We start from the raw sequence: 25829 nt of genomic DNA, 5'->3' as shown, positions 1-25829 counted from the left end.
GGGAACCCAGTAATGAGCTACAACCAGCCGGGCCCGTACGGCGGGCAGCCCCAGCAGCCCGGACCGTACGGTCAGCCGGGCCCGTACGGCCAGCAGCCGCCGCAGGCCCCCCAGCCCGGCTACGGCTACCCGCAGCAGGCTCCCCCCGCGCAGCCCGGCTACGGCTACCCCCAGCAGGCTCCCCAGGGCGTCCCGCCCCAGACCCCCCCGTACGGCCAGCCCCCCTACGGCCAGCAGCCGCCGTACGGCCAGCAGCCCTACGGCGTCCCGCAGCCGCCGGCTCCGGGCGGCGGCAAGAAGAAGACGGGGCTGATCATCGGCGCGGTGGCGGTTGTGGCCGCGATCGCCGTCGGGGCGTACTTCGTGATCGGTGGGGGCGGCGGTGGCGGCTCGGTCGGCGACGACGGAGCGCACAAGCTGACGACGCCGGCGGCAGTCCTGGGTGGCGAGTACAAGAAGGCGGACGACTCCTCGTCCTCCGGCACCATGACGAAGAAGGACATCGAGGACGCGAAGTCGTGGGGCGTCCAGAACCCCAAGGACGTCAGCGCGGGTTACACCTCCGGGTCGGGTGCCACCGCCAAGAGCCTCGGGTTCGCGGGCGTGTACGGCACCATCGACGACCCGGAGAAGGTCGTCGACGCCATGTTCGCGCAGATGAAGAAGGACTCCACGAAGGACTCTTCGTCCTCCGACGGCAAGCTCGTCGGCAGCCCGCAGAAGGTCAGCCCTGCCGGCTTCTCCAACGGCGTCATGAAGTGCCAGAACATCGAGACCAAGGAGAGCGGCAAGACCTTCACGATGCCCGTCTGCATCTGGGGCGACCACAGCACCCTGGCCTACGTGTTGTCGTACGACTTCGTCAGCCTGGCCGCCGGCAAGACCACCTCGATCGACGAGGCGGCCGAGCTGACCGCCAAGCTCCGCAACGACGTCCGCGTCAAGATCTGACCAGCGCACGGCACTTCGCGCAAAAGGGCGCCCGACGAGTCCCGTCGGGCGCCCTCGCCATGACCGGTCCGACGTCAGGCGCGGACGCAGGCCCTGTAGGCGTGTATCCCGCGCACGCCTATGTCCGTGAGGCCGTTGTAGCAGGCAGGGTCGGGCACCTTGCCATCCCCGAGGGGTCCGTCGTGCGCCGGGTGACCACAGGCCTCCTTCACCTTGGGACCGATCTGGTAAAGCCCCAGGTTTCCGAGGTAGTTCACGCATGTGCTGCGTGCCGCGTGTGCTGCCGTGGCCGTAACCACCGGCGTCACAGCTGCCGTGGCAACCACGGACATGGCCGCCAGCGCGCGCCTCATCTTCATGTCTGTCCCTCCCGTTTCACTTGCCGCGAGGTGGTCGGCCCCGCGGCGTTCGAGAAGATCACCATGAGCAGGCATCGCACAAGTGGGAGACCTCAAGGTGGCTTGATCCGGGCGTGGATCGACGAAGGGGGCGCCCAGCGAAGTCCGCTGGGCGCCCCCTTCGTCGTACAAGTACCGGCTACGCCGTCTTCTGCTCCCCCGGCCCCCCGCGGCGAGCGTCCCGCGGAATCAGCGTCGGGTTCACGTTCGAGTGAACGACGTCCGCCGTGATGACGACGCGGGCGACGTCCTTGCGGGACGGGACCTCGTACATCACGGACATGAGGACTTCCTCCATGATGGCGCGCAGGCCTCGCGCTCCGGTCTGGCGGAGGATGGCCTGGTCGGCGATGGCCTCCAACGCCTCGCGCTCGAAGTCGAGTTCCACGCCGTCGAGTTCGAAGAGGCGCTGGTACTGCTTCACCAGGGCGTTGCGCGGCTCGATCAGGATCTGGAGCAGGGCCTCGCGGTCCAGGTTGTGGACCGAGGTGATGACGGGGAGGCGGCCGATGAACTCGGGGATCATGCCGAACTTGACCAGGTCCTCGGGCATGACGTCCTCGAACTGGTCCTTGGACTGCAGCTCCCGCTTCGAGCGGATCGTCGCACCGAAGCCGATACCCTTCGCGCCGGCGCGGGACTCGATGAGCTTCTCCAGGCCCGAGAAGGCGCCGCCCACGATGAACAGGACGTTCGTCGTGTCGATCTGGATGAACTCCTGGTGCGGGTGCTTGCGGCCGCCCTGGGGCGGGACCGAGGCCGTCGTGCCTTCGAGGATCTTCAGCAGGGCCTGTTGGACGCCCTCGCCGGACACATCGCGCGTGATCGACGGGTTCTCGCTCTTGCGGGCGACCTTGTCGATCTCGTCGATGTAGATGATCCCGGTCTCGGCCTTCTTGACGTCGTAGTCCGCCGCCTGGATGAGCTTGAGCAGGATGTTCTCGACGTCCTCGCCGACATAACCCGCCTCCGTCAGCGCCGTCGCGTCGGCGATGGCGAACGGGACGTTGAGCATGCGGGCCAGCGTCTGGGCCAGGAGCGTCTTGCCCGAGCCCGTGGGGCCGAGCAGCAGGATGTTGGACTTCGCCAACTCGATGGCGTCGTCGCGGTTTTGACCCGTGCTGTTCTCACCGGCCTGGACCCGCTTGTAGTGGTTGTACACCGCGACCGAGAGCGCCTTCTTGGCCGGCTCCTGGCCGACCACGTACCCCTCGAGGAACTCGTAGATCTCGCGGGGCTTGGGAAGTTCCTCCCAGCGCACCTCGCTCGTCTCCGCGAGTTCTTCCTCGATGATCTCGTTGCAGAGATCGATGCACTCGTCGCAGATGTACACACCGGGGCCTGCGATGAGCTTCTTGACCTGCTTCTGGCTCTTGCCACAGAACGAGCACTTGAGCAGATCGCCGCCGTCACCGATGCGTGCCACGGTGTGCTTCCCCTTCGCCTGGGAGACGCCTAGGTCCAGCGACTCCTGGTGCTGCCTTATGTCCGACGGTACCTTGCCGAGCCCCCCGTTCGGGCCCCCCTTGGCGCGGTTCACTTTGTCGTGAACCACGCCAAGGAGCGGCAGATGCTACAGCGGTACGTCAGACGACGGACGAGTTGTTCATCTTGCGGGTAGAGATGATCTGGTCGATCAGGCCGTACGCCAGCGCGTCCTCGGCCGTGAGGATCTTGTCGCGCTCGATGTCCTCGCGGATCTTCTCGATCGGCGTGGTCGAGTGCTTGGCCAGCATGTCTTCCAGCTGCGCACGCATCCGGAGGATCTCGTTCGCGGCGATTTCGAGGTCCGAGACCTGGCCGCGGCCGGTCTCGCTGTAGGGCTGGTGGATCAGCACGCGGGCGTTCGGAAGCGCCATGCGCTTGCCCGGCGTACCGGCGGCCAGCAGGATCGCGGCGGCCGAGGCGGCCTGGCCCATGCAGACCGTCTGAATGTCCGGCTTCACGAACTGCATCGTGTCGTAAATCGCAGTGAGTGCCGTGAAGGAGCCACCGGGGCTGTTGATGTAGACCGAGATGTCACGGTCGGGGTCCATCGACTCCAGGCACAGCAGCTGCGCCATGACGTCGTTGGCGGACGCGTCGTCGATCTGCACGCCGAGGAAGATCACGCGCTCCTCGAAGAGCTTCGCGTACGGGTCGTACTCACGCACGCCCTGCGAGGTGCGCTCGACGAAGCGCGGGATGACGTAGCGGGACTCCGCGCGAGGACCGGTGTACTCGGCCTGCGTGCGGGCGTAGAGGCCGCTGCCGGGGAAGTCGTTCACTGTGTCTCCTGAAGAGCCTGAAAAAGGGCTGAGCGGTCGGCTGGGGGCGCTGGAGGGACCCGGTGGCCCGATGGGGCCCGGCGCCGCCCTGGGGGCGCTGAGGGGCTTACGCCGCCCCGGTGCCGCCGCCGCCCGGCATACCGGCAGCGGTGGGCATGATGTCGTCGATGAGGCCGTACTCCTTGGCCTCGATCGGGTCGAACCAGCGGTCGCGGTCGGAGTCCTTGGTGATCTGCTCCACGCTCTGGCCCGTGTGGAAGGAGGTCAGCTCCGCCATGCGCTTCTTGGTGTGCAGCAGCCGCTCGGCGTGGATCTTGATGTCCGACGCGGAGCCCGCGAGGCCGGCGGAGGGCTGGTGGATCAGGATCTCGGCGTTCGGCAGCGCGAAGCGCTTGCCGGGGGTGCCGGCGCTGAGCAGGAACTGGCCCATCGAGGCCGCCATGCCCATGGCGATGGTCACCACGTCGTTCTTGATGTACTGCATGGTGTCGTAGATCGCCATGCCGGCCGTGATCGAGCCGCCGGGGCTGTTGATGTAGAGGTAGATGTCCTTGTCCGGGTCGGAGGCAAGGAGCAGCAGCTGCGCAGTGATCTTGTTGGCGATGTCGTCGTCGACCGCCTGGCCGAGGAAGATGATTCGCTCGCCGAGCAGCCGGTTGTAGACCTGGTCACCGAGACCACCACCGATAGGCTCGCCGGCAGCTGTGGGCATCAGATTCGTCACGTATCCACCTGCTCGTCTTACGACGGCGCCGGGCCGTCTCACGTCTTCTGCAGGGGCCTGGGACCCCGGGTTCCGTGCCGCCTCCCGGCGGCGTTCGGGGACTCCCCTGCCCTCGTATTCATGGACCCTAACGCGCGGGCCCCTCCGGGGAATCCCGGAGAAGGAACTGTTCGCTGTGAGCGCATGCGCTCCGCTGGGCTGTGCAGGGGGTTTGGCGGGGCCCCAGGCTGTTTGGGGGCGCGGGGAACTGCGCGAGCCGCCCCCTGCAAAGCCACAGACGCGTCTGCCACGGACGGCTCGTCGGCGGGTGCGGCTTGTCGTGGGTTGCTCGCGCAGTTCCCCGCGCCCCTAAAAGCCAAAAGCAAAAGACGACGGGCCCCCGGGGACACAAAGTCCCCGGGGGCCCGTCGCGGCGTACAAGCGAGGCGATCAGGCCTCAGTGGACTCCTCGGCGGAGGCCTCGGCGGCCTCACCGTCGGTGACGTCGGCGGCGACCTCGGTGGCCGCCTCCGTCTCGTCCTCGTCGTCCAGGTCGACGATCTCGCCGTTGGTGTCCTTGACCGTGGCAGCCTCGACGACGACCGCGAGGGCCTTGCCGCGGGCGACCTCGCCGACGAGCATCGGGACCTGGCCGCCCTCGACGACGGCCTGGGCGAACTGGTCGGGGGACATGCCGGAGGAGGCCGCGCGCCGCATGAGGTGCTCCGTGAGCTCCTCCTGGTTGACGTTCAGCTTCTCCTTGTTGACGAGCTCGTCAAGGACGAACTGCGTCTTGATGCCCTTGACCGCGGCTTCCTTGGTCTCGGCGTCGAACTCTTCCTCGGTCTTGCCCTGGATCTCCAGGTACTTCGCGAGGTCGAGGCCCATCTGGCCGAGCTGGTGGTGCTCAAGGTTGTGCTTGCGGGTGTTGATCTCGTCCTCGAGCAGCTTCTCGGGGACGGGCACCTCGACGAGCTCCAGCAGCTTCTCCAGGACGCGCTCCTGGGCCTGCGTGGCCTGGTCGTACTGCTTCATGTTCTCGAGGCGCTTGCGGCTGTCCGCCTTGAGCTCGTCGAGGGTGTCGAACTCGGACGCGAGCTGAGCGAAGTCGTCGTCCAGCTCGGGGAGTTCGCGCGCGGCGACCTGGGTGACCTTGACGGCGACCTCGGCCTCCTTGCCGGCCGCGGAGCCGCCCTTGAGCTCGGAGGCGAAGGTGGCCTCGCCACCGGCCTCCAGGCCCTTGACGGCCTCGTCGATGCCGTCGAGCAGCTCGCCGGAGCCGATGGTGTAGGAGACGCCGGACGCGATGCCGTCCTCCAGCACCTCACCGTCGACCTTGGCCTCCAGGTCGAGGGTGACGACGTCGCCGTCCTGGGCGGCGCGCTCGACCGGGGAGGTCGACGCGAAGCGCTCGCGCAGCTCGGTGACGGCCTTCTCGACGTCCTCTTCGCTGACCTCGATGGCGTCGACCTCGACCTCGATGCCGGAGTAGTCCGGGATCTCGATGGTCGGGCGGACGTCGACCTCAGCGGTGAAGTTCAGCGTCTCGCCGTCCTTCAGCTCGGTGATGTCGACCTCGGGCTGGCCGAGGACGTTCAGCTCGGCCTCGTTGACCGCTTCGGTGTAGAACTTCGGGAGCGCGTCGTTGACGGCCTCTTCGAGCACGGCACCGCGACCGAACCGCTGGTCGATGACGCGCGCCGGGATCTTGCCCTTCCGGAAGCCCTTCACCGTGACCTGCTGGTTGATCTTCTTGTACGCCGCGTCGAGGCTGTCCTTGAGCTCCTCGAAGGGCACCTCAATGCTGAGCCGAACCCGGGTCGGGTTCAGGGTCTCCACGGCGCTCTTCACGGTTCGGTCTCCTTGGGGGCTGACTTCTTGGGGTTCTGCCAAGGTGCTCTGTCCGGGCGGACAGTCCTTCGGCAAGATTCGCGGCCCTTGAGAGACGTCGTAACAGTGCAGACACACGGGCGCGCAGCTTGCATAGTAACCGCAGCCGGTACGCGCCCCAAAAGGCGATCTTCACTGATGGTCGGACTGATGGTCGGGGTGGCGGGATTTGAACCCACGGCCTTCCGCTCCCAAAGCGGACGCGCTACCAAGCTGCGCCACACCCCGTCGGTGCGACACGTAGGGTACATGCCCGCAGGCAGTGCGGCTGCCGCATTTCCCGAGCGTCCCTGCGGCGGGGAAACGGGGTGTGCGATGAGGGGGCACAACCCGCTACGATGCCTCCTGTGCCGCGGTCACTGACCTGCGGCGCGACCTGTTGCGGGCGTAGCTCAATGGTAGAGCCCTAGTCTTCCAAACTAGCTACGCGGGTTCGATTCCCGTCGCCCGCTCTGTACGGCCGAGGGCCGGGCCGGAGGATGTTTCCTTCGCCTGGCCCTCCGTCATGTCCGGCAGTCATGTCTGGACGGTCACGTCTGACAGTCATGTCCGAGCCCGTGACCACTCCGGCGTGCCCCCCGCGCGGGACCTCAGTGCTGAACCGCGACCTTGAGGACCACGATGATCAGCCCGAGGAGAAGGTTGATCACACCGGCGAGCACCATCAGGCCGCGCGAGGCGCCGGCGCGGCTGGCGGCGAGGGTCCCATAGCCGACTTGTCCGACCAGAGCGACCACGAGTGCCAGCCATGCCGTCCCTTCAGGTCCCAGTCCGAAGAGTGGGCTGATGGCCACGGCACAGGCCGGTGGGACGGCCGCTCCGACGATCGGGCGCTCCTCCGCGCACGCGCGGCCGATCTCGCCCCAGCTCAAGTGGTGCACCATTCGGGCCCCGAAAAGGCGGGAGAAGACGTGCGCGGCCCAGAACACCACAGCCGTGCACAGCAGCAGCAGAATGAGTTCCAGCTTCGGAAACGAGCCGAGCGTTCCGGCGCCGACCACCACGGAGGCGGCGAGCAGCGACCCGTAGACAGCGCCGGTGTAATCGACACGGCCCGTCGAGGTCTCCGAGGCAGGCTCGGAGCTTGCGCTGTTCATGCCTCCAGGGTCGCCGAGCGGACCACGCTCCGCACGGGCGGCAGGCCTCGTGTCGTGCACCGGCTGTTCGAGGTGTACCTACGCCGACAGGCGCCGACGGACATCGACAGACATCGACAGCCTTTACAGGTGGCGTACGTCCACGGTGTAGACGGAGCGGATTCCGTACGGGACGTACAGGGCGTCGCCGGTCAGGAGCAGGGGGGCGCCGGAGTCCGCCATGTTGGTGGGGCCGGCGTCGTTGCGGCCGGGGCGGGTGGCGTCGACTCTGCCCGTGCGGACGTCCAGGGCGGCCAGGCGCCCGCTGGGGGACGCGATGTAGATGTGGGTCGCGGAGGCGAGGGGCGGGCCCGGGAACTCCACCGTCGAGTTGCTCTCCCAGGACTGGTGGCCGGTGCGGGGCGAGACGGCGCGGACGCTGCCGTTGCCGAGGGTGAAGTAGAGGGTGCCGTGTGCGAGGTGGATGTTCGCGTCGGCGGGCTGGGTGCGCGAGAGCGGTACGCGCAGGAGCCGGTGGGTGGTGGTGTCCACGGTCGTGATCGCGCGGTAGGACGCCTCGGGGGTCGCCTCGGCGAGGATCAGACGGCCGTGGTCCTGGCCCAGGAGGTCGAGCGCGCCCTGGGCGGTGACGGTCCAGCGGGGCTTTCCGGTGGCCGGGTCGAGGGCGGACAGGCTGGTGGTGTTCATCTCGTCGGGCTGGCAGACGAGGTAGGCGCGGTGCGCGGCGGACGCCACGGCGCAGGTCTGCCCCTTGGGCATCGGCCGCTTCCAGCGGACCTTGCCGTCGTCGGCGTCCAGCAGGGCGTACGACCGTGCGTCGTCGCCCACGCGGGCGACGACTCCCTCGGGGACGACCCGGGCTCCGCCGTCCTCCAGGTCGGGGGCGAGGGCGTTCTCGCCGTCGGCGACGCGGGTCTTCCAGATCACCTGTCCGGTGGTGGCGTTCACCGACTGGACCGAGTAGTGGGCCACGGTCGTGAAGGTGTTGTCGCTGGTCTTCTCCGTCTCGTCGTTGGCGTAGACGAACACGCGGCCGGCTCGGGCGCCGAGGACCGAGCCCTCGTCGCTGCCGCTGTCGTCCGGCGTGGAGTCGACGGGCCGGAACCAGGTGTGCTTGCCGGTGGCGAGGGAGAAGCGGGCCGCCTTGACGTCGTCCCCGGCGCACACCAGTGACGTACCGGTGGCGCCGCAGCTGGTGAAGGCGCCTCCTGCGCCGTCGGACGCCTTCGCCGCCGCGTGCCACTCGCGCCAGCCCGGCGGCAGGTCACTGCGGACCGAGCCGCCGCCTGTCATCCGTACGACCGCGGCCGAGGCGGTGACGGCGAGCAGCAGGGCTCCGACGGAGGAGGCGATGACGAGCCGGCGGCGGCGCTTGGAGCGGGGGCGGTCGAGCCTGGTCGGCGGGCCCGGGGTCTCGTCCGGGGCGGGGCGCGGGCCCGGGCGGGTGCCGTCGCGCAGGAGGGTGAGGAGTTCGTCCGGGGTGGGGCGGGACTTGGGGTGCTTCTCCAGGCAGAGTTCGGCGAAGGGGCGCAACTCGCCGGGCATGCCGTCGAGTTCGGGGATTCCCTCGACGACGCGGGTGGCCGTCTCCCAGGGGCTGGGGCTGTCGAAGGGGCCGCGTCCGGTGGCGGCGTACGCGACGATCGCGCCGAGGGAGAAGATGTCGGCGGCCGGGCCCACCTCGTGCGGGGAGGAGAACTGCTCGGGGGACATGAAGGGCGGGGTGCCCATCACGCGCCCGGTCTGGGTGAGCGCGTCGGCGACGCCGAACTCGGCGGCGCGTGAGATGCCGAAGTCGATGACGCGGGGGCCGTCGTCGGCGAGCATCACGTTGGCCGGTTTCAGATCCCGGTGGACCACTCCGGCACGGTGGATGTCACGGAGGGCCTCCGCAAGGCCCGCGGCGAGCCCGCGCAGCCGGTCGGGGGGCAGCGGGCCGTGGTCGCGTACGTGGGTGCCGAGGTTCTTGCCCGGTATGTAGAGCGTGGCCATCCAGGGGCGCGGCGCGTCGGCGTCCGCGTCCACGACGGGGGCGGTGAAGGCGCCGCTCACCTGCCGGGCTGCGGCCACCTCACGGCTGAAGCGGGTACGGAACTCGTCGTCGTCGGCGTACTGCCCGTGCACGACCTTGATCGCGAGGCGGCGTCCGGAGGCGGAGCGGGCGAGATAGACGACGCCCATGCCGCCGGAGCCGAGGCGGTCCTCGATGCGGTAACCGCCCACCTCCGACGGATCCGATTCGCGCAGCGCCATCCCCGTACGCTCCCCCGTTCCGAATCCCCGACGCCCGTCAAAGTGACGCCCGTCAAAGTACCGGGGACGGGCGCGTTCTCCCCGACCCCGAGTTCTCGACTTCGCCCGCGCAGAGCCCCCTCGCTCAGAAGCTGATCGAGTTGATCGTCTCCGCTATCGAGTCGAGGAACCGTTGGATGGACGGAGCCATGCCTGTCGACGCGAGGAAGAAACCGAAGAGCACCGCGACAACGGCGGGCCCCGCCTTGATCGATCCCCCTCGGATCAACACCACAAGGATGATCGCCAACAGCAGCACCACTGACAGCGAAATGGCCACAACTGATCACACCCTACGGTCGGTCCGCTCTCCCGGCCCGGAGGTGCAGCCCCTCACACCCCCGCCAGAACCATCGTGCCACCAACCAGGCTTTCGTATGCGGCAGGTGACGCATCGTCGGCCACGGACACACCCCGCCGACCCACCCGCACCCCCTCGGAGCGGGCCAACCGCGGGGCTCCGCACGGCAATTCGAGAGTGCACCCGCACGGACCCCGCAACGGAAATTCAGAGGGACCGTTGCCATGTCCACACATCCTGTTCGCAGGGAATTCGAATTGTTGCCACAGGCACATCGCAGACTCTGTAGACGGGTAACTAAAGGACAATGAACCGGACATATCACCAGAGTCGCCCGCGAGCCTTATGCACCATTTAGTCAGGATGAATGGGGACAGAACCACCCCATACGGTAAGCAAATCGATATACGGAACCACTTGCGAACCGGCGCGCACACATCTTCAAATCCTGGGTAGTCGCAGGCGATAAGCAGGAATGGCGTCGAGAGTTTTACGAAGACGCACAGACAACGCTAGGGTGCCTCAGATGTTCCACGCCGCCACGTCCCCCGCATGCGCAGCGAGGTCCTGGATCGTCTCCCCGAGTTCTTGGCGGGAGGGCCTGTGACGAACTCGCTACGACCACACGGCCACCACAGAGCGCCGCTCCCCCCGGCACAGCAGCCGGCGGCGGGAGTGCCGAGTCCGCGCTCGCCCCAAACCCCCAGAGCGGCCACCGGTGCCGCCGCACCGGGCGCCAAGCCCGCCGGCAAGCAACGCGACGCCTTCTTCGACAACGCCAAGTACCTGGCGATCGTGCTCGTGGCCATGGGCCACGCATGGGAGCCGCTGAAGGGCGAAAGCCGCGTCCTCGAAGCGGTGTACACCGTCGTGTACACCTTCCACATGCCGGCCTTCATCATCATCTCCGGCTACTTCTCGCGCAGTTTCGACATGCGCCCCGACCGGCTGAAGCGGCTGGTGACGGGCGTGGTCGTGCCGTACGTCGTCTTCGAGACGGCGTACTCCCTGTTCAAGCGGTGGGCCGCCCCCGACCCCACCCACCCGATCAGCCTGCTCGACCCCTGGTACCTCACCTGGTTCCTGGTCGCGCTCTTCATCTGGCGGCTGACCACCCCGCTGTGGAAACTGGTCCGCCACCCGCTCCCGCTCGCGCTCACCATCGCCGTGCTCGCCTCCGTCTCGCCCGACATCGGCGCCGAACTGGACCTGCAGCGCGTCCTGCAATTCCTGCCGTTCTTCGTCCTGGGCCTGGTCATGAAGCCCGAGCACTTCCAGCTGGTGCGTCGCCGCGAGGTGCGGATCCTGTCGGTTCCGGTCTTCGCCGTCGCGCTCGTCGTGGGCTACTGGGCGGTGCCCCGGATGAACACGGCGTGGTTCTACCACCGCGAGGCCGCGCAGAGCCTCGGCGCCCCGTGGTGGGCCGGTGCCGTGATGACGCTCGCGCTCTTCGGCTGCTCGCTGCTGCTCACGGCGTGCTTCTTCGCCTGGGTGCCGCGGCGCACGTTCTGGTTCACGGCGCTCGGCGCGGGCACGCTGTACGGCTATCTGCTGCACGGCTTCGTGGTCAAGGCCTCCGAGTTCGGGGGCTGGTTCGACCACGGGTGGCTGCACAAGCCGCTCGGCGTGGTCTTCGTGACGCTCGTCGCGGCCGCCCTCGTCACCGTGCTGTGCACCCGGCCCGTCCAGCGGATCTTCCGTTTCGCGATGGAGCCCAAGATGGAGTGGGCCTTCAAGCGGGACGCGACGGAGCTGGCCCGGGAACGGGAGAGAGCCAGGGCGTAACCGCCTGCTTCCACACCGAAGTGCGGGTCCGGGAGATTCCGGGCCCGCACTTCGCTGCTCAGGCGGCTCAGTAGGGCGGCAGATCCAGCAGCGCGCGCATCGTCGCGTACTTCTTCGTCAGCCGCGCCCGCGTGTGCTCGTCAAGAACGGCCAGCCGGGCCGGATCGCCGTTGTGCGCCAGGTCGGACACCTTCACCAGGAGGGCGCCCGAGGTCGTACGGATGCGTCGCGCGTACGACTCTGCAGGCTCCCCCTCCCGCTTGGTGAGCGCCAGCACGATCTCCTTCGTACGCGGGGTCAGCGCGGCCTCGCGCAGCCAGTCCTCGGAGAGCGCGTCGTCCTCGACCGCGTCGTGCAGCCAGGCGGCCGCTATCTGTTCGTCGTCTCCCCCGCGCTCGCGGACGCCCTCCGCCACGGCCTGAAGGTGTTCGGCGTACGGCCGCCCCGCCTTGTCGGTCTGGGCGGCGTGCGCCTCGCGGGCGAGGGCTTCGACTTCGGCCAGGGTCAGAAGAGTCTGCGTCACTCCTCCAGTGTCTCCCCGCGCAGCGCCGCGCAGGCCGGAGAACCCCAGGTTTGTCGCCCCCGCCGCCCCTACCCGTCCCATCCTTCTGGGGCTCCGCCCCAGACCCCGTTCGGTTGAGTGTCGGGTGCGGGTGGGTGGGGGCTGGTCGCGCCCACGCGGCGGAGCCGCATATCGACACAGCCTCGCGCCCCTGACGGCTCGGGGCTGCGCCCCGTCGCCCCCGGCCCGCCCCCGGTCTTTTGTCTTTAGGGGCGCGGGGAACTGCGCGACCAGCCCCCACCCACCCGCAGACGACGTTCAGGGGCGCGGGGAACGGCGCAGTCTTTTAGGGGGGTCTGGGGGCGCAGCCCCCAGGAACGGGATGGGACGGGTAGGGGCGGCGGGGGCGAAGGACGTCGTGTTCGTCAGCGTGTGGGGGCAGGGCTTTCGCGGCAGATCAGGAGGAGGGCTCGGTCGTCGTTGACGTCCTTGGCCACGGCCTCGATGAGGTGCCAGGCCGCACCGTGGAAGCCGCCGGCCACATAGCGGTCGGCCTCGCCGGTGAGACGGTCGATGCCCTCGACGATGTCGCGGTCGGAGGTCTCCACCAGACCGTCTGTGAACAGCATCAACACGTCTCCGGGACGGAGCGATCCCTTCACGGAGTCGAACTGGGCACCGTCGTACACACCCAGCAACGGGCCTTCCGCCACCTTCTCCTCCCAGCGGCCGCTGCCCGCGCTGAGCTGCAACCCCGGAGGGTGACCGGCCGAGAAGAGCTCGTAATCGCCCGAGTCCAGGTCCAGGACCAGGTGGATCGAGGTCGCGAACCCCTCGTCCCAGTCCTGGCGGAGGAGGTACCCGTTCGCGGCGGGGAGGAAGGCGTGCGGCGCGAGGGAGCCGAGGAGACCTCCGAAGGCTCCGGAGAGAAGGAGCGCGCGCGAGCCCGCGTCCATGCCCTTGCCGGAGACGTCCGTGAGGACGACTTCGAGAGTTCGACCGCCGTTCGTACGGGCGGCCACGACAAAGTCCCCCGAGAACGACTGGCCGCCCGCCGGCCGCAGCGCCATCTCCCGGTGCCAGCCCAGCGGCAGCTTCGGCAGCTTGCTCTGCACCCGGATCCGTTCGCGCAGGTCGAAGAGCATGGTGCCGCCGCGCCGCCAGGGCACACCCACCCGGCTGCGGAACTGCGCGATGAGGAGTCCGAAGAAGCCGCAGGCCGCGACCACGAGGACCACGCCCGGCGTCACCCGGGACGGACCCTCCGTGTACGGGCCCAGCTTCACGGACTCCACTATCAGCGCGGTGGCGGCGGCCGCGTACAGACCGAGCAGGCTGGCGGGGCGCAGCAGCAGCCCGCCGGCCACGATCGGGAGGACCAGGGCGGCCGGTGAGCACCACACCGAATTCACCAGCGTCGTGGCCGCGATCAGCGGAATCGTCAGCAGCAGACCGGCCAGCGCGATCCAGTCCGAACCGTCCCCGCGGAAGTAGTCGACGGCGGATCTGCGCAGCCCTATACGGGCCCGGTGCCACTGCTTCTTACACCGGGCCGTGAACGTCTCGGCTTCCGCGCGCCGCTCTCGTCCTGCTGCCATTAGTTCGGGACCCTATCCATCGGACCAGGTGCTTGGCACGGGAGGTCCCACTTGTCCCCCGTCCGAGCGCTCAACTTCACAGAGAACTTCACAGTCTGCGGCCTCGACGGCGGGGGAAATTCCCTCGCTCGTACCGCATTGCCCTGGTAGGCATGGGCTATGACGACTGACGTGCGGGTACTGCAGCAGATCGACTGGGATGTCTGGTACGACAATCTGGTGCGCGCGTTCGGCGGGGTACCGGAGTCGTCCGAGGAGCGCGGGCTGTACAACGCGCTCACAGAGTACGACCGTTCGCTGGGCGTGTGGGACGGCGAGCAGATCGTGGGGACCGCGGGCGCGTTCTCCTTCCGTGTCACCGTGCCCGGCGGCGCCTCCGTACCGGCCGCGGGCATCACCATGGTGAGCGTCGCGGCCACGCACCGGCGGCGCGGGGTGCTGACCACGATGATGCGGCGGCAGCTGGACGACATCCGCGCCGGGGGCGAGTCACTGGCCGTTCTGACCGCGTCGGAGCCGGCGATCTACGGCCGGTTCGGCTACGGCATCGGGACGCTGCAGCTCAACGCCGAGATCGACACCAGTCGCGTACGACTGTCCGTGCCGCCCGGCACCGACGACGTACGACTGCGGTACGCCGTGCCGCGCGATGTGCTCGACGTGTGCGAGGCGGTCTACGCGCGGCTCGTTCCGGGCCGGCCAGGGATGCTGGCGCGGCTGCCCGGCTGGGAGCGGCTGGGGCTGCTCGACCCGGAGAGCGACCGGGACGGCGCCTCGCCCTTGCAGTGCGTGGTCGCGGAGCGGGACGGCGAGACCGTCGGCTACACGCGGTTCCGGGTCAAGCCGGAGTGGGGCCCGGCCGGGCACAGCGGCGTGGTGATCCTGAACGACCTGGAGGGGCTCGACCCGGCGGCGCGGGCCGCGTTGTGGCGGTTCCTCTTCGACCTCGACCTGACGTCCACGATCCGCACCCGCGCCCGGCCCGTCGACGAGGACGTGCAGCATCTGGTGTCCGACATCCGGCGCTGCAATCTGCGGTTGAAGGACTCGCTGCACGTACGGCTCGTCGACGTCGGTGCCGCGCTGGAGGCCCGGACGTATCAGGCGCCGGTGGACGTGGTGTTCGAGGTCGAGGACGCGTTCTGCCCCTGGAACGGGGGGCGTTGGCGGCTCACCGGGGACGCGAAGGGCGCGTCGTGCGTGCGTACCGAGGACACCGCCGATCTCACGCTGTCCGTACGGGAGTTGGGGGCGGCGTATCTCGGTGGGGTGTCCCTGGCCTCGCTGGCGACGGCGGGGCGGGTGCGGGAGCTGCGGCAGGGCGCGCTGGCGGAGGCGTCCGTGGCCTTCTCGTCAGCGATCGCGCCCTGGCTGCCGCACGGGTTCTAGAGGGTTCCCAAGGGTTCCACCAGCGGGTTCCAGAGCGGGCTGTTCGCCTGTTCAGGCCTGCTGGCAGACCGGGCACCAGAACAGGTTGCGGGCGGCGAGATCGGCGGTGCGGATCTCGCCGCCACAGATGTGGCAGGGCAGGTTGGCCCTGCGGTACACGTAGACCTCGCCGCCGTGGTCGTCGACGCGCGGCGGGCGGCCCATCGCCTCGGGGGTGTGCTCCGGGCGAACGGTGTCGATGCGGTTGTGGCGGACGCCCTCGCGCATCAGGTCCACGAGGTCGGTCCAGAGCGCGTCCCATTGCCTGGGCGTGAGGTCCTTGCCCGTGCGGTACGGGTCGATGCCGTGCCGGAAGAGGACCTCCGCGCGGTAGACGTTGCCGACGCCCGCGATGATCTTCTGGTCCATGAGGAGGGCGGCGATCGTCGTACGGCTGCGGGAGACGCGGCGGTATGCCGCTGAGGGGTCCGCGTCGGGGCGGAGAGGGTCCGGGCCGAGGCGGTCGTGTATCGCCTGCTTCTCGGTGTCCGTGATCAGGGCGCAGGTGGTGGGGCCGCGGAGGTCGACGTACGTCGTCTCGTTCGCGAGGCGCAGGCGGACGGTGTCCGTGGGGGGCGGGGCGGGGGCGTCGCCGAAGTTGACCTTGCCGAAGAGGCCCAGGTGGATGTGGATCCACTCCGCTGCGCGGAAGCCGAGGAAGAGGTGTTTGCCGTGGGCTTCGGCGGTGGTGAGTTCGGAGCCGTCGAGGAGGGCGGCGGCGTCGGTGAACTTGCCCTGGGGGCTTGTCACGCGTGCGGCGCGACCGCCGAACGCAGCGCCGTAGTCCTGCGCCAGCCGGTGAATCGTGTGCCCTTCGGGCACGGGGTCCTCCTGTTCCTGGGGGCTGCGCCCCCAGACCCCCCTGGGTTGTAAGTCGTCTGCGGGACGGTGGGGGCTGGGCGCGCAGTTCCCCGCGCCCCTAAAAGACAAAAGACAAAAGACCGGAGGCGGGCCGGGGGCGGGCCGGGGGCGGGTCGGGGGCGACGGGGCGCAGCCCCGAGCCGTTAGGGGCGCGGGGAACTGCGCGGCCAGCCCCCACCCACCCGCGGTCAAGGAACAACCGAACGGGGGTCTGGGGCGGAGCCCCAGAGCGTTACGGCTGCTGCGGGTGGTGGGCCGGGATGGGCGGCAGGTCGCCCGTGGTCTCGTACGTCGCGAGCATGTCGATGCGGCGGATGTGGCGCTCGTCGCCGGAGAAGGGGGTCGACAGGAAGACCTCGACGAACTTGGTCGCCTCTTCCTCGGAGTGCATGCGGGCGCCGACGGCGACGACGTTGGCGTTGTTGTGCTGGCGGCCCAGCGACGCCGTCTCCTCGCTCCAGGCGAGCGCGGCACGGACCCCGGCCACCTTGTTCGCGGCGATCTGCTCACCGTTGCCCGACCCGCCGATCACGATGCCGAGGGCCTCGGGATCGGCCGCCGTACGCTCCGCGGCGCGGAGGCAGAACGGCGGGTAGTCGTCCTGGGCGTCATAGATGAGGGGCCCGCAGTCGACGGGCTCGTGGCCGGCGGCCTTGAGCCACTCCACGAGGTGGTTCTTGAGTTCGAAACCGGCATGATCGGAGCCGAGATACACGCGCATGGTTCCGAGTGTGACACGGCTGTTTCGGATCGGCCTCGCCGGGTGCCATCAGCGAAAAGTGTGAGCAATACTACAGAACCTCAAGGAAACCTCAAGTAACGATCTGGATTCAAAGGTTCACGAATTCCTTTGCCTCAGATTCACTGGACCGGCTCGTACACCGCTCGTACGGGACGCACAGGAATCTGCTCACCCGGCGCAAAGGAATTCCCCTCAATGACCTCGCAGCCGACCCCCACAAAGGCCACAAGCGGCCCCGGAGGCCCCGGAGAACCCGGTGGCGGCCTCCAGGCCGGACTCAAGAACCGTCATCTGTCCATGATCGCCATCGGTGGCGTCATCGGAGCCGGGCTGTTCGTCGGCTCCAGCTCCGGTATCGCCACCGCCGGACCCGGCATCCTCCTCTCGTACGCCCTCGTCGGCACGCTCGTGGTGCTGGTGATGCGGATGCTCGGTGAGATGTCCGCCGCCAACCCGACCTCGGGCTCCTTCTCCGCGCACGCCGACCGCGCGCTCGGCCGCTGGGCCGGGTTCTCCATCGGCTGGCTGTACTGGTTCTTCTGGGTGGTGGTGCTGGCCGTGGAGGCCACCGCCGGCGCCAAGATCCTCGAAGGGTGGATCCCGGCCGTGCCCCAGTGGGGCTGGGCGCTCATCGTGATGGTCGTCCTCACCGCCACGAACCTGGTGTCCGTGGGGTCGTACGGCGAGTTCGAGTTCTGGTTCGCCGGGATCAAGGTCGTGGCGATCGGCGCGTTCATCGTCGTCGGCGCGCTGGCCATCTTCGGTGTGCTGCCGGGCGTCGACGCCGAGAAGGCGGGCATCGGGAATCTGACCGACCACGGCGGCTTCCTGCCGAACGGCCCCGGGGCCATCCTCACCGGCGTACTGCTGGTCGTCTTCTCCTTCATGGGCAGCGAGATCGCCACGCTGGCCGCCGGCGAGTCCGAGGACCCGCAGCGCGCGGTCACCAAGTCGACCAACAGCATCATCTGGCGCATCGGCGTCTTCTACCTGGGCTCGATCCTCGTGGTCGTCTGCCTGCTGCCGTGGAACGACCCGTCGATCAAGGAGAAGGGCTCGTACGTCGCCGCCCTCGACTCCCTCGGCATCGCGAACGCCGGCCAGATCATGAACTTCATCGTGCTGACCTCGGTGCTGTCCTGCCTCAACTCCGGCCTCTACACGGCCTCCCGCATGGCCTTCTCGCTCGGCCGGCGGGGCGACGCGCCGAAGGCGTTCGCGCGGACCACGTCCCGTGGAGTGCCGATGGCGGCGATCATCGCCTCCGTCGTCTTCGGGTTCGTCGCCGTGTTCTTCAACTACGCCTACCCGGACACCGTCTTCCTCTTCCTCGTCAACTCCTCCGGTGCGGTCGCCCTGTTCGTGTGGCTGGCGATCTGCTTCTCCCAGCTGCGCCTGCGGCGGATCATCGAGCGCGAGACACCGGAGAAGCTCGTCGTGAAGATGTGGCTGTACCCGTATCTGACCTGGGCGACGATCGCGCTGATCGTGTTCGTGCTCGGCTACATGCTCACCGACACCGAGGGCGAGAGCAGCGGCCGTACGACCGTGCTGCTGTCGCTGATGGTCGCGGCGGTGGTCCTGGCCATCGCCGTCGTCCGGCAGAAGCTCGGGGCGGGCGCGTCCTCCGCGAACTACGCCGTGGCCGACGAGCCTCGGGACGAGGATCCGGTGAAGGTCGGCTGAGCCGATGGTGACGACGTCGGGTCCGACGTCGTGATGTGACGTGACGTGACGTGCGGGAGGGGCTCGTCGGCGATTGACTTCGCCGACGAGCCCCTCCTTCCGTTCAGAGCACAGTGAAGCTGTTCTTGACCCGCTGGTAGACCTTGAGTGCCTCGCTCTCGATGTCCGGCTGGTACCAGGTGTTGATCTGGTACGACTTGCCGTCGGCGTCGAAGCCGAGCAGCAGGGCGTGCCAGTGCACGCCCTTGAGCGTGAACGTGTACTCCCACACGACCGCGGGCCGGCCCTTGAACGTCGCGTTGTCCAGGCGGATCTTCTGGTAGTCCTGCCCCCGGCGGGCGTCCTTTTCCGAGGTCTGCCAGGTCTGCATCAAGTCCCCCTTGGCGAGGGAGGACTTGGCCACGAGCTCCTGCCTGCCGTCGGGCGAGGTGTAGTGCACCTCGGAGCCGGTCTTCAGGTCGCGGCGCCAGCCCTTGGGCGTCACCCACGCGTACCCGCCGGCCTCCCGGCGCGCTCCCGGGGGCAGGCTGGGCGGGCGTGAGGTGCCCTCGACGGTGGGCGAGGGGGAAGCGGAGGACGAGGAGCCACCGGTGCTGCCGGACGTGTTGCCGGACGCGGTGCCGGACGGGCTGCCGGACGAGGAGGAGGAAGCCCCGTTCTTGTCGTCGGGGGATCCTCCCGTCGCCGCGAGGATGAGCCCGACGACCGCTCCCGCGACGACCACACCTCCGGCGGCGGCCAGGCCCATACGGCGCCGGCCCCGTCGCGGGCCGGACGGCACGGCGGGGCCGGGGAATTCGCCCCGGGGCATGACGACGGGGCCGGGCACGGTCGGCCGCTGTGCCGCTGCCGCCGTCTCCGTCTCCGGCCGGGCGGACCTCTGGGCGGACGCCTGGGCCTGTGGAAACGCCTCGGGGGCGTCGCCCAGAACAGCGCCGACAGCGCCGTATCCGGGGCCTGTTGTGCGGGGCGGGCCGGCGGAGGGGATCTGCGAGCCGACCTCCGCGCGCAGTTCTGAGGGGTTTTCCGTGGAGGCGTTGGGTGCGGTGAGGGGGCGCTGCTCCGGTGGGTGCTTCTCGAAGTCGGGCGGGCCTTTGCGTGTCCGGGTGGGCGGTCGCACGGGGATGGCGTCGTGTACGGGCTCGGGCTCCCGGCCGGGCTGAGGTTCCGGCTCCGCTTCGGGCTCGGGCTGCGGCCTCCGGAGGTCGCTTGTGCGGGTGCGCTGTTCGTCCGGGAACGGCGGTGGAGTGGCCTCGGGAAGATCCGACGGGGGCTGTCGTACGGCGCGTATCAGCTCGGCGTCGAGGAGTGCGGGCGTGGGCGACTCCTTGTGAGCCTCGTGAGCCTTATGGATCTCATGGATCTCATGGGCCTGGTGAGACGGCTCGGGCGGCGGTACGGGTTCCCCCACGTCCGGGCCCGCTCCCGGTTCCGGCCCGAACTCGGGCTCGGGCTCAGGTGCTCCCTCTGCTTCTGGCTCGGGCTCGGGCTCGGGCTCGGACTCCGGTCCCACGCCCGGCAGTTGAGCCGGCCTCGCCACCGGAAACGCGATCTCCCCCAGCTCCGCCTCCAGTTCCTCCAGACCGGGCCGAGTGGACGGCTCCTTCTCCAGGAGGGCGGCGAGGATGTCACGCAACTCCCCTGCCCCAGCGGGAAGATCGGGCTCCTCGTACAGGACCGCGTGCAGGGTCGCCAGGGTGGTGGAGCGGGAGAAGGGGGAGCGGCCGCCGAGGGCCGCGCAGAGGGTCGCGCCCAGGGACCAGACGTCGGAGGGCGGGCCCTGCGGGCGGCCGGAGATGCGTTCGGGCGCCATGTAGTCGGGGGAGCCGACCAGCATCCCGACCATGGTGAGCGCCTCCGCGTCCTGCAACGCGGCGATGCCGAAGTCGGTGAGGACAACACGGTGGCCGCGCCGCTCGACCAGGACGTTGCCCGGCTTGATGTCGCGGTGCAGCACTCCCCCGGCGTGCACCTGGCGCAGCGCCGCGACCAGTTCGAGCCCGATCCGGGCAGCCTCGCGGGGGCCGAGGGGTCCGTCCTCCACCACGATCTGTTCGAGGGAACGCCCGGCGACGAGTTCCATGACGATCCACAGCCGCTCGTCCTCGTCCACGACGTCATAGATGCGTACGACGTTGGGGTGGTCGATCCGGGCCGTGGCCCTGGCTTCGCGCAGCGTGCGTTCGCGGCGTGTTCGCCTGTCCTCGGGGTCGAGTCCGTCGATGCGCATTTCCTTGACCGCGACCTGCCGGTCGAGCATTTCGTCGGCGGCTCGCCACACCCGCCCCATTCCCCCCTGTCCAATGCTCTCGACCAGCCGATAACGCCCTGTCACCAATAATCCCGGAACACCGCCCTGTACATTCCCCGACAATCCCTGCACCCCCTCAACACCCGCCACAATCGCCCGTCACAACAGAAACACAATGGTCACACTTCAGGCCGTACCAGCATAGTGCGGAGAAATCTTGTGGTACCTCTTCAAGTACTGCGAATTCAGGCGCAGCCAAGGGGGACGAACATGAGTTCTCGTCACACGACGACCATCGCGGGATCGCTGCTCACGGCATCTTTCTCGGCCGTGATGATCCTTTCTTTCACCGCCGTCGCGGACGACCAGGAACCGGGGAGCAGCAAGGGGGGAAAGGTAATTGACGAGGCACCGGCGGGTGTAAAGCTGACCACGCTGCTGCCCGAGAAGATCTCCGTGGACAACAGTTCGCAGAAGACGGCGATTACCGCCACGGTGAAGAACGAAGGGACCAAGGACAGCGGCGATATCAGGCTTTTGGTGGTCGGTTTCGACGGCCTGACGGTCAAGGGCGTCAAGGGCTGCTCCGCCATGGCCGACAAGGATCTGCCCAAGGGTTCGAACAGTGGTTTTGTTTGTTCCGTCGGCAATCTCGCGGCCGGCAAGTCGAAGTCGTACGCCGTCGACGCGACGTTCGATCTGAGCAAGACCGGCAACATCTGCCTGCCGGTGCAGACGAGCGACGGCAAGAAGACGTACTGGCAGCAGGGCCCGGTGCCGTTCGGTACGACGAACCCGTCGCCGAACGCCCCGGCCACCCCGCTGCTGCTCGGCACCGACAACAAGCCGGTGGCACCCGGCGGTGACCAGCTGCCCAAGACCGGCGTGGGGAGCGACGTCATGCCGCTCGGCGCGGCGGGCGCGGCGCTGATCTCCGCGGGAGCGGCGGGCCTGTGGTGGGTCCACCGGCGCCCGCGGCGGTCGGAACAGCACTGAGGTAGGAACAACAGCACGGAAAGCAGGAGGGAGCGGGCCGGGGTGCCGAGCGCGGCACCCCGGCCCGCTCCGTTCAGAAAACTTGACGGTGCCTGTCAGGTAATGCGGCGACCATGAGCCGTATGGACCCCATGAACACCGTCGACGACACCGCGGACAAGACCACGGACGAGAGCACGGACGAGACCACCGACCGGCTCGTCCTCCGCCCCGGAGATACCGGGTACGACGAGGAACTCGCTGGATTCCAGACCGGTTTCACGCAGCGGCCCGCCGTGATCTTCGCCGCGTCCTCGGCCGACGACGTGGCCGCCGCGGTGCGGTACGCGGCCTCCGCCGGCCTGCCGGTGGGCGTGCAGGCCACCGGGCACGGGCTGCCGGGCGCGGCGGAGGGCGGCGTCCTGATCACGACGCGGCGCATGGACGGGGTGAGCGTCGATCCGCGGGCGCGCACCGTCCGCGTGCAGGCGGGCGTCCGCTGGGGTCAGGTCGTCGCGGCGGCCGTGCCGTACGGGCTGGCCCCGTTGAACGGTTCGGCGCCGGGGGTGGGTGCCGTGTCCTACACCCTGAGCGGCGGACTCGGCATCCTGGCAAGGGAGTTCGGATACGCGGCCGACCATGTGCGCGCGCTCGACGTGGTCACCGCGGACGGGCGGCAACGCCAGGTGACGCGGGAGTCGGACCCCGACCTGTACTGGGCGCTCCTCGGCGGCGGCCACAACTTCGGCGTCGTCACCGAGCTGGAGATCGACCTCGTACCGGTCGCGCGGCTGTACGGCGGCTCCCTCGACTTCGACGGGCGCGAGGTCGATCCGGTGGCGGCGCTGCGGGCCTACGAGCGCTGGACGCGGACCGTGCCGGACGGGCTGACCTCGTCGTTCGCGGCGGTGCCGTACCCGGACGTGCCGGGGATGCCGCCACACCTGCGCGGGCGGTATGTGATCTCCGTACGCGTGGCGTATACGGGTACGGCCGCCGAGGGTGTGCAACTCGTCGCCCCGCTGCGGGAGATCGGCCCGGTCCTCGCCGACTCGCTGCGCGAGATGCCGTACGCCGAGAGCCACAGCATCCACAGTGACCCGGACTTCCCGCACACGTACTACGGCGACAGCGCGGTACTGAGTGAGCTGGACGTGGCCGCCGCGGCCGGACTCCTCGCCCGCACCGGCCCGGACGCGCCGGCGATGTGCGTCGTGCAGATCAACCATCTCGGCGGGGCACTGGCGCAGGACGCGCCGAACTCCGTACCGCATCGCGAAGGGCGTTTCCTCGTACGGCTGTTGGCGATGGCGGACCGGGAGACGGCGCGGGAGCTGCTGGATCCGGCGTTCGAGGGACTCGCGCCGTGGACGATCGGGCGGGCGCTCAACTTCGCGTTCGGGGCGGGCGATCGCACGGAGGGGCTGTACGACGCCGGAACGCGGAAGAGGCTCGCCGGACTGAAGTCGGAGTACGACCCGGCGAACCTCTTCCGCAGGAACTACAACATCACCGGCTGAGGCTGACTGAGGCCGGCTGAGACCGGCTCAGGTCGGCTTCGATCGGCTTGGATCAGATTGGATCGGCTCAGACCAGCCGTGGGTCAGCGCTTGATGAGCTTCCAGGCGGTGGGCAGGGCGCCCATCGCCAGGGCGGCCTTGAGGGCGTCGCCGAGCAGGAACGGGGTGAGGCCCGCCGCGATGGCCGCGCTCGCCGACATGCCGGTGGCCAGGGCCAGGTACGGGACGCCGATCGCGTAGATGATCGCCTCGCCGAGCAGCATCGTGCCCGCCATGCGCAGCACGGAGCGGTCGGCGCCGCGGCGGGCGAGGGCGCCCACGACGGTGGAGGCCAGCAGCATGCCGAGGATGTAGCCGAAGGACGGGGCGGCGGTGCCGGAGCCGCCGCCGGCGAACCACGGGACGCCGGCCATGCCGACGAGCGCGTACACCGCGAGCGACAGGAAGCCGCGGCCCGCGCCGAGGGCCGTGCCGACGAGGAGTGCCGCGAAGGTCTGGCCGGTCACCGGGACCGGGGAGCCCGGTACCGGCAGCGAGATCTGGGCGGCGAGACCGGTGAGTGCGGCGCCGCCGAGCACCAGGGCCGCGTCCCTGACTCGGGAGGCGGGGAGGAGGTCGGCGAGGACCTCGCCGGGGCGGGTGGGCGTGGCGGCTGCGGTGCTCATGGGGACTCCGGCGGGTGGTGCGGGCAGGTTGGGACACGGTGACGCTATCCCAGGGGTACACGGCCGATCACCGTCTGCCATCGACAAAGCGGGGATCATGGGCTTGGTGGGCTCCTTACAAACGATGCCGTGTACACGTGTGACGGGGTGACCCTGGTCACTGAGGTGGGCCGGTTTGCCGTGCGAATCCGGCTCGGACGCCGACTGTAGGGTCCCGCCAAAGGTTCTCGCCCCCGCCGCCCCTACCCGTCCCATCCCCGGGGGCTCCGCCCCCAGACCCCGAAAAGATTGCGCAGTTCCCCGCGCCCCTTAAGGGGCGCGGGGAACTGCGCGAGCAACCCCCACCCACCCGCAGCCGACACACAACCGAACAGGGTCTGGGGCGGAGCCCCAGAAGGATGGGACGGGTAGGGGCGGCGGGGGCGAAAAAAGCCGGGGTGGCCGGATCGGGTGGTGAGGCCTACTCTTCGGGGCATGGTTGCTCAGGCCAGGGACTTCGCGTCGCGTCGGTATGTCGACCTGCGGCGCCAGGGGACGGCCACCTGTCGCCGTAGGTGAGGCGAGCGGAGTGGATCCGGCTCGCCGAGATGTGACGGCGCAGTGTCGGACCAGTCCCGAGGAAGTTCCCCATGTCCCGTTCCGTGGCACCCTTTCCGCAAGCTCCACCCTCTTCACCCGCGGCAACCCTCCGCCGCCGAACCAGCACCAGCACCACCGCCAGCGCCATCCTCCGCTCCGTACTGGACCACGGCCCGGTCGCCCGCAGCACCATCGCCCGGCTGACCGGACTCTCCCCGGCGTCGGTGACCGACTACTGCGCCCGGTTCGCCGAACGCGGCCTGATCCGGGAAGCCCCCGTGCCCCGGCAGTCGAACGGGGTCGGACGCCCGCACGTACCGCTCGACCTCGACGGCTCCCGTTTCGTGGTCGGCGGGGTACACATCGCCGTGCCGTACACGACCGTCGCCCTGCTCGACCTGCGTGGCCGAGTCGTGGCGGAGACCCGTCTCAAGCACCTGAACCATGAACACACCGAGCCCGGCCGCGTGCTGGCCGACGCCGCCGACGAGCTCGGCGCGCTACTGGCCGGCGCCCCGGGCCGTACGCCCCTGGGCGTGGGTGTCGCCACCGGCGGCTGGGTGGACCGCGACTCCGGCACGATCGTGGAACACGCCCTGCTGGGCTGGCGTGACGTGGCCGTACGGGAGGCGATCGGCGCCCGTACCGGACTGCCGGTTCATGTGGACGGGCACGCGCGGGCGTTGGTGAACGGCGAGCGGCTGTTCGGGCGGGCGCGGGGCAGCCGCAGCGTGCTGCACCTCTTCGTCGGCAATGTGGTGGACGCCGCCTTCGCCACCCACGACGAGGTGCACCACGGTCCCCGCTCGCAGGCCGGCGCGATCGCCCATCTGCCGCTGGCCGGTGGCACGGAGCGGTGCGACTGCGGCCGGACCGGGTGCCTCCAGGCCGAGCTGAGCGAGCGGACGCTGTGCCGCCGGGCGCGTGAGGCGGGTGTCATCCGCGGTGTGAACCCGATGCATGTGCTCGCCGCCGCGGCCGACGGCGACCCCGTGGCCGTACGACTGCTGGTGGAGCGGGCCCGGATGACCGGTCGGGCGGCACGGCTGCTGCTCGACGTGCTCAATCCGGACACCGTCGTTGTCACCGAGGTCGGTGCCGTGCACCGGGAGGACTGCCTCGCCGCGCTGCGCGAGGAGGTGGGGCCCGATCGGGCGGCGGCGGTCGTGCCGACCAGTTTTCCGGATTCCGTGCTGGCCGTGGCGGGCGGATCGGTGGCTCTCGACGTGCTGTACCGGGATCCGCTGGGCGCCCGACCGGGGCCGAATTAATTCAGAAACTCCGAATGTTGACAGGGGTTGTACGAGGCCAGGAGCATCCTCTTATGAGCAGCTCGCG

At 69.4% G+C, this 25829-nt stretch carries 21 protein-coding genes and 2 tRNA genes; 8 read left to right on the top strand and 15 right to left on the bottom strand.

Translation table 11 applies throughout. From position 1 onward, the window contains the following. The first annotated feature begins 12 nt into the window (after nucleotides 1–12). The gene (locus tag OIC96_RS31795) at nucleotides 13–951 is read left to right on the top strand and encodes a hypothetical protein (RefSeq protein ID WP_330304560.1); all 939 of its coding nucleotides are present in this window, start codon (nucleotides 13–15) and stop codon (nucleotides 949–951) included. Between the two features lie 74 nt (nucleotides 952–1025). Here the strand turns inward: OIC96_RS31795 and OIC96_RS31790 are convergent, their stop codons facing one another. The 6 genes from OIC96_RS31790 to OIC96_RS31765 all read right to left on the bottom strand — a co-directional run bounded on the left by OIC96_RS31790 (nucleotide 1026) and on the right by OIC96_RS31765 (nucleotide 6437). Further along, on the bottom strand, nucleotides 1026–1310 hold the full coding sequence (locus tag OIC96_RS31790; RefSeq protein ID WP_330304561.1) for a hypothetical protein: 285 nt from the start codon (nucleotides 1308–1310) through the stop codon (nucleotides 1026–1028). 178 nt (nucleotides 1311–1488) lie between these two features. Further along, complete coding sequence (clpX, locus tag OIC96_RS31785; RefSeq protein WP_330304562.1) at nucleotides 1489–2775, bottom strand: ATP-dependent Clp protease ATP-binding subunit ClpX; 1287 nt, start codon at nucleotides 2773–2775, stop codon at nucleotides 1489–1491. A 160-nt stretch (nucleotides 2776–2935) separates the two neighbouring features. Next, nucleotides 2936–3616 (bottom strand): ATP-dependent Clp protease proteolytic subunit, encoded by a 681-nt coding sequence (locus tag OIC96_RS31780; RefSeq protein ID WP_330304563.1) that lies wholly within the window; start codon nucleotides 3614–3616, stop codon nucleotides 2936–2938. Between the two features lie 106 nt (nucleotides 3617–3722). Then, nucleotides 3723–4328, bottom strand: coding sequence for an ATP-dependent Clp protease proteolytic subunit (locus OIC96_RS31775; protein ID WP_330310095.1), 606 nt, complete (start codon nucleotides 4326–4328; stop codon nucleotides 3723–3725). 441 nt (nucleotides 4329–4769) lie between these two features. Then, entirely contained in the window at nucleotides 4770–6170 is a 1401-nt protein-coding gene (gene tig, locus OIC96_RS31770) for a trigger factor (protein WP_330304564.1), read from the bottom strand. 190 nt (nucleotides 6171–6360) lie between these two features. Further along, nucleotides 6361–6437 (bottom strand) — tRNA-Pro (locus tag OIC96_RS31765). A gap of 153 nt (nucleotides 6438–6590) precedes the next feature. On the opposite strand from OIC96_RS31765, the gene OIC96_RS31760 reads away from it, so the two are divergent. Continuing rightward, nucleotides 6591–6661, top strand: a tRNA-Gly gene (locus OIC96_RS31760). Nucleotides 6662–6799: 138 nt separating this feature from the next. Here the strand turns inward: OIC96_RS31760 and OIC96_RS31755 are convergent. The 3 genes from OIC96_RS31755 to OIC96_RS31745 form a co-directional block, all read right to left on the bottom strand. Next, entirely contained in the window at nucleotides 6800–7306 is a 507-nt protein-coding gene (locus OIC96_RS31755; RefSeq protein ID WP_330304565.1) for a hypothetical protein, read from the bottom strand. Nucleotides 7307–7429: 123 nt separating this feature from the next. Next, a complete protein-coding gene (locus tag OIC96_RS31750) occupies nucleotides 7430–9559 on the bottom strand; it encodes a protein kinase domain-containing protein (protein WP_330304566.1) in 2130 nt (709 codons plus the stop codon). 124 nt (nucleotides 9560–9683) lie between these two features. Beyond that, nucleotides 9684–9878 (bottom strand): hypothetical protein, encoded by a 195-nt coding sequence (locus tag OIC96_RS31745; protein ID WP_327428706.1) that lies wholly within the window; start codon nucleotides 9876–9878, stop codon nucleotides 9684–9686. A 624-nt stretch (nucleotides 9879–10502) separates the two neighbouring features. On the opposite strand from OIC96_RS31745, the gene OIC96_RS31740 reads away from it, so the two are divergent. Then, nucleotides 10503–11684: an acyltransferase family protein gene (locus OIC96_RS31740; protein WP_330304567.1), complete on the top strand. Its 1182-nt coding sequence runs from the start codon at nucleotides 10503–10505 to the stop codon at nucleotides 11682–11684. A gap of 67 nt (nucleotides 11685–11751) precedes the next feature. Here the strand turns inward: OIC96_RS31740 and OIC96_RS31735 are convergent, their stop codons facing one another. Together OIC96_RS31735 and OIC96_RS31730 are read right to left on the bottom strand one after the other, a co-directional pair. Then, nucleotides 11752–12207 (bottom strand): HD domain-containing protein, encoded by a 456-nt coding sequence (locus OIC96_RS31735; RefSeq protein ID WP_330304568.1) that lies wholly within the window; start codon nucleotides 12205–12207, stop codon nucleotides 11752–11754. Nucleotides 12208–12611: 404 nt separating this feature from the next. Further along, nucleotides 12612–13784 carry a PP2C family protein-serine/threonine phosphatase gene (locus tag OIC96_RS31730; protein ID WP_330304569.1) on the bottom strand — a complete coding sequence of 391 codons (1173 nt, stop codon included), beginning with the start codon at nucleotides 13782–13784 and terminating at the stop codon, nucleotides 12612–12614. Nucleotides 13785–13943: 159 nt separating this feature from the next. Between OIC96_RS31730 and OIC96_RS31725 the strand changes: the two genes are divergently transcribed. Next, nucleotides 13944–15173, top strand: a complete 1230-nt coding sequence (locus OIC96_RS31725) for a GNAT family N-acetyltransferase (protein ID WP_330304570.1) — start codon at nucleotides 13944–13946, stop codon at nucleotides 15171–15173. A 51-nt stretch (nucleotides 15174–15224) separates the two neighbouring features. On the opposite strand, the gene OIC96_RS31720 is transcribed toward OIC96_RS31725, so the two are convergent. Continuing rightward, nucleotides 15225–16034 carry an Fpg/Nei family DNA glycosylase gene (locus OIC96_RS31720; protein WP_330304571.1) on the bottom strand — a complete coding sequence of 270 codons (810 nt, stop codon included), beginning with the start codon at nucleotides 16032–16034 and terminating at the stop codon, nucleotides 15225–15227. A 271-nt stretch (nucleotides 16035–16305) separates the two neighbouring features. Further along, nucleotides 16306–16794, bottom strand: a complete 489-nt coding sequence (locus OIC96_RS31715; protein ID WP_327428712.1) for a ribose-5-phosphate isomerase — start codon at nucleotides 16792–16794, stop codon at nucleotides 16306–16308. Nucleotides 16795–17010: 216 nt separating this feature from the next. Between OIC96_RS31715 and OIC96_RS31710 the strand changes: the two genes are divergently transcribed. Continuing rightward, nucleotides 17011–18501, top strand: coding sequence for an amino acid permease (locus OIC96_RS31710; RefSeq protein ID WP_330304572.1), 1491 nt, complete (start codon nucleotides 17011–17013; stop codon nucleotides 18499–18501). Between the two features lie 103 nt (nucleotides 18502–18604). Here the strand turns inward: OIC96_RS31710 and OIC96_RS31705 are convergent, their stop codons facing one another. Next, entirely contained in the window at nucleotides 18605–20791 is a 2187-nt protein-coding gene (locus OIC96_RS31705; protein ID WP_330310096.1) for a protein kinase domain-containing protein, read from the bottom strand. Nucleotides 20792–21022: 231 nt separating this feature from the next. Between OIC96_RS31705 and OIC96_RS31700 the strand changes: the two genes are divergently transcribed. Both OIC96_RS31700 and OIC96_RS31695 read left to right on the top strand, forming a co-directional pair. Next, on the top strand, nucleotides 21023–21748 hold the full coding sequence (locus OIC96_RS31700) for an LPXTG cell wall anchor domain-containing protein (RefSeq protein WP_330304573.1): 726 nt from the start codon (nucleotides 21023–21025) through the stop codon (nucleotides 21746–21748). A gap of 131 nt (nucleotides 21749–21879) precedes the next feature. Continuing rightward, nucleotides 21880–23247, top strand: a complete 1368-nt coding sequence (locus OIC96_RS31695; RefSeq protein ID WP_406502262.1) for an FAD-binding oxidoreductase — start codon at nucleotides 21880–21882, stop codon at nucleotides 23245–23247. Between the two features lie 83 nt (nucleotides 23248–23330). Here the strand turns inward: OIC96_RS31695 and OIC96_RS31690 are convergent, their stop codons facing one another. After that, the gene (locus tag OIC96_RS31690) at nucleotides 23331–23912 is read right to left on the bottom strand and encodes a biotin transporter BioY (RefSeq protein WP_330304575.1); all 582 of its coding nucleotides are present in this window, start codon (nucleotides 23910–23912) and stop codon (nucleotides 23331–23333) included. 629 nt (nucleotides 23913–24541) lie between these two features. On the opposite strand from OIC96_RS31690, the gene OIC96_RS31685 reads away from it, so the two are divergent. Then, the gene (locus OIC96_RS31685; protein WP_330304576.1) at nucleotides 24542–25762 is read left to right on the top strand and encodes an ROK family transcriptional regulator; all 1221 of its coding nucleotides are present in this window, start codon (nucleotides 24542–24544) and stop codon (nucleotides 25760–25762) included. Nucleotides 25763–25829 lie beyond the last annotated feature (67 nt).

The sequence above is a fragment of the Streptomyces sp. NBC_00775 genome, from assembly GCF_036347135.1.
GTDB lineage: Bacteria > Actinomycetota > Actinomycetes > Streptomycetales > Streptomycetaceae > Streptomyces > Streptomyces lutosisoli.
The sequence above is the reverse complement of the archived record's forward strand: the minus strand, read 5'-3'. Positions and strand labels throughout refer to the sequence as shown.

Coding starts and splice junctions, on each gene's coding strand:
- OIC96_RS31775 (WP_330310095.1), bottom strand. CDS start 4,328: ATGCCCACAGCTGCCGGCGAGCCTATCGGTGGTGGTCTCGGTGACCAG.
- OIC96_RS31695 (WP_406502262.1), top strand. CDS start 21,880: ATGAACACCGTCGACGACACCGCGGACAAGACCACGGACGAGAGCACG.
- OIC96_RS31690 (WP_330304575.1), bottom strand. CDS start 23,912: ATGAGCACCGCAGCCGCCACGCCCACCCGCCCCGGCGAGGTCCTCGCC.
- OIC96_RS31755 (WP_330304565.1), bottom strand. CDS start 7,306: ATGAACAGCGCAAGCTCCGAGCCTGCCTCGGAGACCTCGACGGGCCGT.
- OIC96_RS31750 (WP_330304566.1), bottom strand. CDS start 9,559: ATGGCGCTGCGCGAATCGGATCCGTCGGAGGTGGGCGGTTACCGCATC.
- OIC96_RS31700 (WP_330304573.1), top strand. CDS start 21,023: ATGAGTTCTCGTCACACGACGACCATCGCGGGATCGCTGCTCACGGCA.
- OIC96_RS31725 (WP_330304570.1), top strand. CDS start 13,944: ATGACGACTGACGTGCGGGTACTGCAGCAGATCGACTGGGATGTCTGG.
- OIC96_RS31730 (WP_330304569.1), bottom strand. CDS start 13,784: ATGGCAGCAGGACGAGAGCGGCGCGCGGAAGCCGAGACGTTCACGGCC.
- OIC96_RS31715 (WP_327428712.1), bottom strand. CDS start 16,794: ATGCGCGTGTATCTCGGCTCCGATCATGCCGGTTTCGAACTCAAGAAC.
- OIC96_RS31710 (WP_330304572.1), top strand. CDS start 17,011: ATGACCTCGCAGCCGACCCCCACAAAGGCCACAAGCGGCCCCGGAGGC.
- OIC96_RS31685 (WP_330304576.1), top strand. CDS start 24,542: ATGTCCCGTTCCGTGGCACCCTTTCCGCAAGCTCCACCCTCTTCACCC.
- OIC96_RS31795 (WP_330304560.1), top strand. CDS start 13: ATGAGCTACAACCAGCCGGGCCCGTACGGCGGGCAGCCCCAGCAGCCC.
- OIC96_RS31790 (WP_330304561.1), bottom strand. CDS start 1,310: ATGAAGATGAGGCGCGCGCTGGCGGCCATGTCCGTGGTTGCCACGGCA.
- OIC96_RS31705 (WP_330310096.1), bottom strand. CDS start 20,791: ATGGGGCGGGTGTGGCGAGCCGCCGACGAAATGCTCGACCGGCAGGTC.